Annotated in this window: 7 protein-coding genes; 3 read left to right on the plus strand and 4 right to left on the minus strand. The window is 73.6% G+C overall.

Translation table 11 applies throughout. The features are described from left to right. Positions 1–35 precede the first annotated feature (35 nt). On the minus strand, positions 36–1025 hold the full coding sequence (locus ABD287_RS09190; protein ID WP_344171215.1) for a GNAT family N-acetyltransferase: 990 nt from the start codon (positions 1023–1025) through the stop codon (positions 36–38). A gap of 60 nt (positions 1026–1085) precedes the next feature. After that, complete coding sequence (locus ABD287_RS09195; RefSeq protein WP_344171217.1) at positions 1086–2057, minus strand: lytic transglycosylase domain-containing protein; 972 nt, start codon at positions 2055–2057, stop codon at positions 1086–1088. Positions 2058–2285: 228 nt separating this feature from the next. On the opposite strand from ABD287_RS09195, the gene ABD287_RS09200 reads away from it, so the two are divergent. The 3 genes from ABD287_RS09200 to ABD287_RS09210 all read left to right on the plus strand — a co-directional run bounded on the left by ABD287_RS09200 (position 2286) and on the right by ABD287_RS09210 (position 7866). Beyond that, positions 2286–4982, plus strand: coding sequence for an ATP-binding protein (locus ABD287_RS09200; RefSeq protein ID WP_344171219.1), 2697 nt, complete (start codon positions 2286–2288; stop codon positions 4980–4982). 62 nt (positions 4983–5044) lie between these two features. Beyond that, a complete protein-coding gene (locus ABD287_RS09205; protein ID WP_344171221.1) occupies positions 5045–6748 on the plus strand; it encodes a hypothetical protein in 1704 nt (567 codons plus the stop codon). Between the two features lie 23 nt (positions 6749–6771). Further along, positions 6772–7866: a hypothetical protein gene (locus ABD287_RS09210; protein WP_344171223.1), complete on the plus strand. Its 1095-nt coding sequence runs from the start codon at positions 6772–6774 to the stop codon at positions 7864–7866. A gap of 41 nt (positions 7867–7907) precedes the next feature. Here the strand turns inward: ABD287_RS09210 and ABD287_RS09215 are convergent, their stop codons facing one another. Continuing rightward, the gene (locus ABD287_RS09215) at positions 7908–8939 is read right to left on the minus strand and encodes a 2-oxoacid:ferredoxin oxidoreductase subunit beta (RefSeq protein WP_344171225.1); all 1032 of its coding nucleotides are present in this window, start codon (positions 8937–8939) and stop codon (positions 7908–7910) included. Then, positions 8932–10860 carry a 2-oxoacid:acceptor oxidoreductase subunit alpha gene (locus ABD287_RS09220; protein WP_344171369.1) on the minus strand — a complete coding sequence of 643 codons (1929 nt, stop codon included), beginning with the start codon at positions 10858–10860 and terminating at the stop codon, positions 8932–8934. The genes ABD287_RS09215 and ABD287_RS09220 overlap by 8 nt, the downstream gene beginning before the upstream one ends. Between the last annotated feature and the right edge of the window lie 110 nt (positions 10861–10970).

The raw sequence follows: 10970 nt of genomic DNA on the forward strand, positions 1-10970 counted from the left end.
CGTTCCGGGCCGCCCGCGCGGGCGGCCCGGAACGCTCAGCTGTCGAGCCGAGCCAGCAGGGTCGCCACGTCCGCCTCGAATTCCAGCCACTGCCGGTCCGGGCGGAAGCCGATGTCAGAATTGATCTTCAGTAGGGCGTGGTCGTCCGGGGCGTTCCAGGTCTGGACCTGACGCACCTGCGGCGCCGCCGTCCGCAGCTCCAACAGCATCCGGGCCTTGATCGCCCGGTCGATGCCGTATCCCCGATGGTCCGGCACGATGATGGTGTCGTACTGGTCGGCCCGCTCCGGGCGCTGGGCCGGCACCACCACCTCTGTCAACCCGGCGACCTCCCCGGTCCGCAGATGCAGCGCCACCACCACATGCGGCTCCAGACCGCGGCGGCGCAGGCAGGCGATGCTCTCGCGGAGCAGCGCCGCGGCGTCCGGGTCGGTGGGGGACCCGCCGCCGGCGCCCGGCAGCTCCGACTTCGCCGTCGCGTACGAGGCCAGCAGCTCCGGCGGCGGTCCGCCGGCGTGGTACTCGAGCCGGTACCCCGACCCGACGCCCTCGGCCATCTCGCCGATCATCGGCCAGTCCATCGCGGCGACCGTCAGCACACTGCGGATCTCCGCGTACGCAAGGCGGAAGCCCAGGCCCTCGTAGAAGGCGACCGCCGGAGTGCCGCCGGGCACCTCGACGCCCAGGGAGGTGTACCCGTTGGCCGCCGCCCACCGGGTAGCCCCGGCGAGCAGCTGGCGGCCGAGGCCGTGGGTTCGACGTCGCGGGTCCACCAGCAGCTCGATCACCCCGGCGTCAGCCATGCCCAGCAGGCTCATGTGACCGACGAGGCTGGCGTCGCTCTCGGCGATCCAGCTCTTGCGCCGCTGGCCGGGCATCAGCTCGGCCATGTACTCCCGGAAGTGGTCCGCCTGCCACTGTGGATCGTCCGGCAGGTCGACGGCGAGGCCGGCGTTGAGCACGGCCAGCAGGCTGGCGATCTCGTCGGCCGGGGCGGTCCGGACATCCCACTCGCGAAGTTTCACCAGCACAGCTTGCCTGGGACGGGCCCTCGACGGAAGCTTCGGCGCAACCCGGGCGAGTGGTCAGCCCCGGCTGAGTCGTCCGTACTCGTTCGCGGCGTCGTGGACCTGCTGCGCGTATGAGGTCAGATTGTTGTACCGGAGAACCGCCTGCCACCACTGGTCGGCGTTGGACAGGTCCTGGCCGGCGCCGCACAGGTAACCCCCGGCCGCGAGGGCGGCGTCGTCCAGGTCGTTGGGGTCGCGCTTGGCGTCGCCGTCGGCGTCGACGCCGGAGACGCTCCACGTCGAAGGCAGGAACTGCATGGGTCCGACCGCCCGGTCCCAGGTGGTGTCGTTGTCGAGCGCGCCGCGGTCGGTGTCCCGGATGGCCTTGTTGTTGTTCGTGCCGTCCAGCGGGGGGCCGATGATCGGAGGCTGGACGGCGCCGTCGATGTTCAGCCGGGCGCCGCCGAAACCGCCGTGCGACGACTCGACCTTGCCGATCGCGGCCAGGGTCGTCCAGCTGAGGCGACACCCGGGCTTGGTACGGGCCAGGACCAGCTCGGCGTAGGCGTAGGCCTCCAGCGCGGTGGTCGGGATCTGGAGCCGGGCGCCCAACGGCGTGGCCCAGTCACGCAGCGAGTCGGCGGGGCGCCCGCCGGCCGCGGGCGCGCCCGGCCCGGCGCCGGGTAGGTCTGGCAGCGTCGGTCCGGGAACGGCCGAGGCTGGCGCGGGACCGCCGGCGCCGGCGCCGGACCGCGACGGCTGCGGTCCGGCCGCGGACGGGATGATCACACCTCCGGCCAGCACCGCGACCGTGGTCAGCGCGATCATGACCAGGTAAGGGGAGGCATGCCGCACCCCAGGCCGCCGCAGCACGCCCAGGAGCCGCCGTTTCGGACGTTCCTGCCGGTGTCGGGAGGCGACCGGCGGGGCAAGCTGATCGGGTCGCGGCACCCCGGAGCGCAGCCGGACGACCGCAGGCAGGTCCGGGATCTGGGGATCGTCGGCGTCGCGGTTGTCGGCGTCCAGCGTCGCTCCCGTCCCAGGCATGTCACGAGTATCCCGCACCGGTCCCAGCGTCGCTGGCCCGGCCGGCGCCGCAACCGTCCCGCCGTCCGGTCGTTGTCCATCTCGGATTCGTCCCCGACACACAGCGCAAGCGAAACCCGCCGCCACCTCGTTGTCACGGCCCGCGACGGGCCGTTCAGATCTTGGATGCGGCGTCTTGCGAAGATGTGATCTGCTGGGCCAGCGAAACGCAGGGCGGAGGTGTCTCCATTGCCGATACGGTCGGTGCTGCCCACCGGGCTGGTCACGTTTCTCTTCACCGACATCGAGGGCTCGACGCGGCTGGCCCACCGTCTCGGCGACGCCTACCACGACCTGCTCGGCACCCATCGCACGCTGCTGCGCCGCACCCTTACCGATCACGGCGCCGAGTTGTTCACCGAGGGTGATTCGTTCTTCGTCGTTTTCGGCAGAGCTGACCATGCCATCGTGAGCACCCTGGCCGCTCAGCGGGCCCTGCTCACCCATCCGTGGCCCGGTGCTGGCCAGCCCCGGGTCCGGATGGGCCTGCACACCGGTTGGGCGCGGCCGCGTGGTGGCGAGTACGCCAGTCCCGAGGTGCACCGGGCGGCCAGGATCGCCGCTGCCGGCCACGGTGGACAGACGCTCTGCTCGGGCGAGACCATCCGACACGCTCACGGTATCCCCGCCGCCGCGCGGGTCACCGACCTCGGCCTGCACCAACTCCGCGGGTTTGACGGCCGGTCCCGGCTCTACCAGGTGGACGCCGAGGACCTACCGGGCCGCTTCCCGCGGCCGCGCACCTGCGGCGTCGTCCGGCACAACCTGCCGGCCGAGCTGAGTCCGCTGATCGGCCGCGAGCAGGACCGTAGGGAGCTGACCGGCGCCCTGGCGCAGCACCGGCTGGTGACCCTGACCGGTCCGGCGGGGGTGGGGAAGTCCCGGCTCGCAGTCAGCGTCGGCGGGGGGCTGTCGGAACGCTTCGCCGACGGCGTGTGGCACGTCGACCTTGCCCAGGCGACGACCGCGGGAGCCATCGTCGCGTCGGTCGCCGCCGCGCTCGGGGTCCGGATCGACCCGCACCACGCCGACCGGGGCGGCCTGGGCTTCCTGGCCACCGGCGCGGAGCTGCTCCTGGTCCTGGACACCTGCGATGTCGCCCCGGCCGCCGCCCGGGCGGCGATCGCGGGGCTGCTCGCCTCCGGCGGGGGACTGCGGGTGCTGGCGGTCGGCCGGTCCCCGCTCGGGCTGCCCGGCGAGTGTGTCTGGCGGCTGGCCCCGTTGAGCCTGGTCCCCGCCCGGCACGGCGCCCGCGACGATGCCACCCGTTTGCTGCTGGCCCGCGCCGAAACCGCCCGGGGCGGCCGACCCGTCGACGGGTCCGAGCTGGCCGCGTTGGGCACGATCGCCGCACGGCTGGACGGGCTCCCGCAGGCGTTGGAGCTGGCCGGGTCGGCGCTGGGCGCGACGACAGCGCACGAGCTGGGCGACCGGCTCGACTCGCTGCTCGCGCCCAGCCCGCCGGACGACGTCGGTGGGGGTCGGCTGACCACCGCGGCCAGCGTCGCCTGGTCGTACCGGCGGCTGCCCGCGTCCCAGGCGCGGTTGTTGAGGTGGTTGGCGGTGTTCGCCGCGCCGGTGTCGTTGGACCGGGTGCGGTGGCTCGCCCAGGGCGAGCCGGGCGCCGCGCTGGCCGGTCTGGTGGACGCCTCGCTCGTCCAGTTGGAGCAGGGCGCGGACGGCGCCAGCTACCGCCTGCTGAGCCCGATCCGGGCGTACGCCGCGGCAGCGCTGGCCGCCAGCGGCGAGGAGGCCGCCGCCCGGGACCGGCACGCCGCCTGGATCTGCGGGGAGCTGGAACGGATGGCGCACGGGACATCGAGCCGATCGCCAGCGGTGCCGTTGCAGTCGTTCGATCCACTGGTCCCGGACGCCCGCGCCGCGCTGCGCTGGTGCGCGGTCCGGGCCCGCTGGCGCGGCCTGCGGATCGTCCGGGCCCTAGGGGTCTGGTCGCTGGAACGCGGCGACGCGGCCGAAGCCCGGCGGTGGCTCTGCGAGCTCTATGACGGGCTCGGCGGCGTGCACCGGCTGGCCGACGGGGCGTCCCGGACCGAACTCGCCGCGCTCTCGCCCGCTTTCATGCTGCACAGTCAGCTCGCGGCGGTCGGCGGCGCGCAGATCGCGCGCGCGGTGTTCGCCGGTCGGGCCGTCCTCGCCGGCGCCGCCAGCGGCGACCCGACGTTGTCGGCCCGGGTCCGGCTGTGGGCGCCAGCCGCGGCCGAGCACCTCGACGAGGCGGCCTGCCAGGTGCTGCTCGACCGCGCCGACAGTCAGGACCGGCCCCTGCCGGTGGAGTTGCTGCCGGTGGCCAGCCGGCTCGCCGAGCGTCGATGGCGGCGCGGCGACCTCGACGCGGCGGCCGCGCTGATGGCGGCCGCGCGACCGGCCGAGGCCGCACAGCCGTTGACCCGCGGGCGCCGCGACGTGGACATGCTGCTAGGCGTGGTGGCGCTCGGGCGCGGGGACCTCGTCGCGGCGCACGACCACCTCAAGGCGGCGCTGCGCTCGCGGGTGGCGTTCGGGTTCCGCCGGGCCGCCTGCGAGACGATCGCCGCGGTCGCGGTCCGGTGCGCCCTAGGCGGGGAGCCGCTGCGCGCCGCCCGCCTCCTCGGCGCGGCGGCAGCGGGCCTTGCCGACCTGGGCGGCGTTCCCGGCCCGTTCGCCGGCTTCGTGGCGTGCCAGCAGGCGGCCGCTCGGGCGGTGGCCCCGGACGACTTCGACGCCGCGTTTGCCCAGGGCTCGACCTGGAGTCTCATGGAGGCAGCTGATGTGGCGTTGGCGGTGGAGCATCCCGATCTTGCGTTGGGTTACGCGCGCTTCGTTGAGATGACGTTGCCGGGGCCACAGGGGCAGCGGGCCGACCCGTCCGGGGCGTCGGTGGCCTGAGCCCGCCGTGTCCCGGCGCCGCCTGCCGCGTTAGTCCGGGCGTGCGGGTCGACGTTGATCAGGTGACTTACCAGCGGTTTCTCGCGGACGCGGGGGCCTTCTGGCGGTCCGAGACGCGCCCGACGGACCCCGGAGCGTGCGTCCTGGCCGACGCCCGTCACCATGACCTGAGGGTGCTGCTGCGCACCCTGACCGTCGCGAACGCCCTGCGGCGACTGACGCCGGCCCGGCTGGTGGTGCTGGCGAATCCGGCGCCGTGCTGGCCGCTGGCGTGGGGCGTGCCGTACGACCTCGACGCTGTCATGGAGCTGGCCGCCGCGTTCGCCGCCGACGAAGTCATCGATGTGGACGCCTTCGCCGAGCGTCGCCTCGCCGAGCTGGCCACGGCCCGCGCCACGCCGACCGTCGACGAGCTGGCCCCGGACGTTGACGCCGCCTACCGTCGGATCACCGGCGCGCCGAGCGTGACCGAGGCGGCCCGCCGGAACCAGGACTACCGACGACTGCATGCCCGCATCCGGGTCCTGTCCAGGTTCTACGCCGAGCTGATCGCCGAACGGGCGCCGGTCGCGCTGGTCACCAGCGAGGTCGACTACGACGAGTGGGGCGCCGCGGTGCTGGAGGCCCGCCGGGCGGGGGTGCCGGTCATTCAGCCGCTGGCCGGCGGGGCGCTCCGCGCCTACGCGCTCTTCCCCGAGCAGGACCACGGCGCGCCGACGTTCGGCGCGGCGCTCACCCCGCTGATCGGGGAGTTCTTCGGCGCCCAGGTGTGGCCGCGCCGGGAGCATTGGCGGCGGGGCGTCCGTCGGGTGCTGGCCCGGGACCGGGCGGGCCGTGGCCGTCCGACGGACGCCCGCACCGGCCCGAACGCCGCCGTCGAGATCGAGAACCCCACCCAACGCCGCCAGGTCCGGCAGCATGTGGCCCGCCGGCTCGGCTTCGACCCGAACCGACCGGTCGCGGTGGTGTTCCGGCACCGTGCGCAGGACCCGGTCGACGCCCGCGCGGCGGCGTTCCCCGACGGTGACGCGTGGCTGGACGCGACGGTCGCCGTCGCCCGCTCCGCCCGAGAGATCAACTGGCTGTTCCTGGACGCCCCTGACCCGGCGCCCCCGGCGGCCCCGCCGACCACCGCCCGGCCTGAGGACCGGTTCGCGGCAACGGCCCGCGAGTGCGCCGGCCACACCCACCTGGCGTTCCGGCCCGCCGCGGCGTTCAGCCGCAACGCCCTGCTCAGTCTGGCCGATCTGGGCGTCACCCTCCACGACCCGGTCGCGGTGGAGTTCGTCGCCTACGGGCTGCCGGTGGTCCAGGCCGGATGGTCGCCGTGGAGCGACTGCGGCCTCGGGCCGGTCGTCACCGACCCGGATCAGCACCGGCGCGCGCTGGTCGCGGCCGTCGCGGAGCTGGCGGCGGACCGTCCGCCCATGACGGGCGAGCAGATCGAGCGGGCCCGGCTGTGGCTGTGGCTGGACCGCGCCGGCGCGGACGTCGCCGGGCCGCTGGTCCCGACCTGGGCGGCGTGGCCGGCCGAGCATCTGCTGCGTCCGCTGGGCGCCTACCTGCGTCACGTCGACCCGGACGGCGACCCGGTCTTCGCCGCCGTGGAACGCCTCTGGCGGACCCGGGCGCCGCTGCTGACCAGGGCTGATGTCGCCGTCGAGGTTGACCGCTCCCCGCGTTCCGACGCCGCGCCGACGGTCGTCGGCGTCGGCATGGTGCCGCAGACCCGATCCAGCCGCGCCGCCGCGGCGGCGCACGAGTGAGAACCCCGGGCGGGAGCGGTGTGGTGAGCCACGACTACCCGGCGCTGACCGCCGGCGCCTGGTTCGGCGAGGACGACGCGCTGGCGCCGATGGGCGTGCCCGGATGCGTCGTCAGCGGACTGGCGCCCCAGGTGCGGCTGGTCGACCAGCTGACCCGCGGCCGTCGGTCGGTTGGCCGGTGCGCGGCCGCGGCCAGCCTGGTCGGCGTCCGGGTGCACGCCTACGGGGCCCCGGTGCACGTCACCGTCGATCTGCGGCTGGAGATCAGCGCCGAACACCGACGTCGCGGGTCATCCCTCGCCCGTCCTCGGTTGCTGCTGGTCCTCAGCCAGGGGACGCCCCGGCAGGCGGTGTTGTTGGCGGCCGACCGTCCCGACGGCGGCGGGGACGGCGTCCGGGCCAGGGTCTCGTTCACCGTGCCCGCCCGGGACCTGCCTGACGGCGGCCTGCTGCTCATCGAGATCCTGGACGGCGCCGCCCGGCTGCCGAGGGCGGACGCCGCCGGGTTCGCACCGGCCGGACCGGTGGGGGTCCGCGTCGATCGCATCGACTTCGCGGCGATGCCGGTGGCCGCCCCCACGCTCAGCGGGGCGGTCGACCGGCGCACCGCCGAGTGGTCGGGGCTGGTCAGCTCGGGCGGCCTGCTCCTGACCGCGGGCGCCTCCGGCGACCATCCAGGGATGGCGCACAGCCCCAGTCTGGTGGTGAACGAGGCCGACGGCGCCCTACCCGTGATCCGGGTGCGCTGTGGCGAGCCGCTGCGTTGGTCCGGTCCATCAGCTGGCGCGGCGGCCTCGTCCAGTGGCGGCGGTCCTTCGTCAGGCCCGGAGCGTCGGGGCGGCCCTGGCACACGGTTCGCGGCGGCGCTGGGACCGGCGCTGCGGCGGGCGCTGCCGCCCCGGGTCCGGCCGCTCTCCGCCGACGAGGTGGAGTTCCGCGCGGCGTCGGTTCTGGACGGGCGGTCCGTCCCACTCGCCGTCTCCGGGCAGGGCGCCACCGCCTCGCTGGCGTTCCCGGCCAGCCAACGCGGACCGGTGCTGGTGGTGGCGTCACCCAGGGACGTTCCGGGGGCGCCGCGCCGCGCGGTGTGCGAACTCGTGGACGCCAGCCACGGCTGACGCCCCGCCCGGCTGTCGCGCCCCGCTCCGCCGTCGCGGCGCTAGTTGATTGTCCAGGTGTCGCCGCTGCGCAGCAGCGCCGCCAACTCGTCCTCCGGGGTCGCGTTCCGGCCGGTGACCGCATGGTCGATCTGCTCGGTGACGAGCCGGTCGTAGGTGGGCCGGGCCGCGGACCGGAACACGCCGATCGGGGTGTTCCGCAGGTCCGGCTGCGGGAGCCGGGACAGCGCGAACGCGTACGACGGGTCGGCGATCGTGACATCGTGGGTGACGATGTCGGTGGCGGCGACGGCCTCGGTCGGCCGTACCTCCAACCCGAAACCGCCGGCGGTGCGGGCCACACACCACTGACCCTCGTGGCCGAAGGTGAGCGGCTGTCCGTGCTCCAGCCGGATGAGGTAGTCATCCCGGGTGTCGGCGTCCTTGAGCTGGTCGAAGGCGCCGTCGTTGAAGATGTTGCAGTTCTGGTAGATCTCCACCAGCGCCGAGCCCTCGTGCTCGGCGGCGGCCCGCAGCACCGACTGGAGGTGCTTGCGGTCGGAGTCGATGGTCCGGGCGACGAAGGACGCCTCGGCGCCCAGGGCCAGGGACACCGGGTTGAACGGGGAGTCCGTCGAGCCCGACGGCGTCGACTTGGTGATCTTGCCCAGTTCGGAGGTGGGCGAGTACTGGCCCTTGGTGAGTCCGTAGATCCGGTTGTTGAACAGCAGGATCTTGAGGTTGACGTTGCGGCGCAGCGCGTGGATGAGGTGGTTGCCGCCGATGGACAGCGCGTCGCCGTCGCCGGTGACCACCCACACTGCCAGGTCCGGACGCGACACCGACAGCCCGGTGGCGATCGCCGGGGCCCGTCCGTGGATCGAGTGCATCCCGTAGGTGTTCATGTAGTACGGGAACCGGGACGAGCAGCCGATGCCGGAGACGAAGACGATCCGCTCCCGCGGAATGCCCAGCTCGGGCATGAAGCCCTGGAGCGCGGCGAGGATGGCGTAGTCCCCGCAGCCGGGGCACCAGCGCACCTCCTGGTCGGACTTGAAGTCCTTCTGCGTCAGCTTGACCGGAATCTCAGCCATTGTTGACCACCTCCTCCCGGTAGGTCTCCGGCAGAACGCCGGAGACGACGCCCGTCAACATGGACTCCAGTTCGGCGGCGGTGAACGGCAGCCCGCGGACCTGGTTGTAGGGGATCGCGTCGACCAGGTACCGGGCCCGGATGACGTGCGCGAGCTGCCCGAGGTTCATTTCCGGGATGACCACCCGTTCGTAGCCGGCGAGCACGTCGCCGAGGTTCGCCGGCAGCGGCGACAGGTGCCGCAGGTGCGCCTGGGCGATGTCGAGCCCACGTTGCCGCAGCGTCCGGCAGGCCGCGCCGATCGGACCGTAGGTGGAGCCCCAGCCGAGCACCAGGACGCGCGCCGCGCCGGCCGGGTCCTCGACCTCGACGTCCGGCACCGGGATCGCCGCGATCCGGGCGGCCCGGATGCGAACCATGTGGTCGTGGTTGGCCGGGTCGTAGGAGATGTCGCCGGTCCTGTCGGCCTTCTCCAGTCCGCCGATCCGGTGCTCCAGGCCCGGGGTGCCGGGCACCGCCCAGGGCCGGGCCAGAGTCTGCGGGTCCCGCAGGTACGGCAGGAACTTCTCGCCCTCGTTCGGGCCGGTGGCGAAGTCGACCCGCAGGTCGGGCAGGTCGGCGACGTCGGGCAGCCGCCACGGCTCGGAGCCGTTGGCGACGTAGTTGTCCGACAGCAGCATCACCGGGGTGCGGTAGGTGAGGGCGATCCGGGCGGCCTCGATGGCCGCGTCGAAGCAGTCGGCGGGGGAGCGCGGGGCGATGACCGCCAGCGGGGCCTCGCCGTGTCGGCCGAACAGCGCCATGTTGAGGTCGGCCTGTTCGGTCTTGGTCGGCAGCCCGGTGGACGGGCCGGCCCGCTGCACGTCGATGACGACCAACGGTAGTTCGAGCATGATCGCCAGGGAGATCGTCTCGCCCTTGAGCGCCACGCCGGGTCCTGATGTGGTGGTGACCCCGAGCGAGCCGCCGTAGGACGCGCCGACGGCGGCGCCGACCGCGGCGATCTCGTCCTCGGCCTGCATGGTGACGATGCCGAACCGCTTGTGCTTGCTCAGCTCGTGCAGGATGTCCGAGGCCGGGGTGATCGGGTACGCGCCGAGGAACATCGGCAGCCCGGAGCGGACCGTCGCGGCGACCAGTCCCAGCGCCAGCGCCCCGTTGCCGGTGATGTTGCGGTAGTCGCCGGCCGGCATCGTGGCCGGGGCGATCTCGTACCGGACGGCGAACGCCTCGGCCGTCTCGCCGTAGTTCCAGCCGGCCTTGAACGCGGCCACGTTGGCGGTGACCAGATCCGGACGTTTGGCGAACTTCTTCTCCAGGAACCGCATCGTAGAGTCGTACGGCCGCGAGTACATCCAGGAGAGCAGGCCGAGGGCGAACATGTTCTTGGCCCGTTCGGCGTCCTTCTTGGACACCTCGTGTACGGCCAGGGCGCCGATCGTCATGCTGGCCAGCGCCACCGGGTGCACGGCGTAGGCGTCGAGCGAGCCGTCCTCCAGCGGGTTGGCGGCGTAGCCGACCTTCTTGAGGTTGCGTGGGGTGAACTCGTCGGTGTTGACGATGACTGTCGCCCCGGCGGGCAGGTCGCCGACGTTGGCCTTCAGCGCGGCGGGGTTCATCGCGACGAGGACGTTCGGGGAGTCGCCGGGGGTGAGGATGTCGTAGTCGGCGAAGTGCACCTGGAAGCTGGAGACGCCCGGCAGGGTGCCGGCGGGCGCCCGGATCTCTGCGGGGAAGTTCGGCAGCGTGGAGATGTCGTTGCCCAGCTGCGCGGTTTCGGAGGTGAACCGGTCGCCGGTGAGCTGCATGCCGTCGCCGGAGTCGCCAGCGAACCGGATGATCACGCGATCGAGACGCTCGACCCGTTTGGCCGGTCCGTCCGGATCGAGTGGGGTCGCGGCCGACTGACCTGGCCCGCCCAGCGGGCCTGGCTCGTCCCGTAGGCCTGGCGTGAGCTGCCCGGACTCCTTTTGCTCGGTCACCTGTGCCGACCTTTCCGACGCGACGTGTGGCTAAGGCAAGCCTACGTCGG

The organism is Pilimelia columellifera subsp. columellifera, from assembly GCF_039532605.1.
Classification (GTDB): domain Bacteria; phylum Actinomycetota; class Actinomycetes; order Mycobacteriales; family Micromonosporaceae; genus Pilimelia; species Pilimelia columellifera.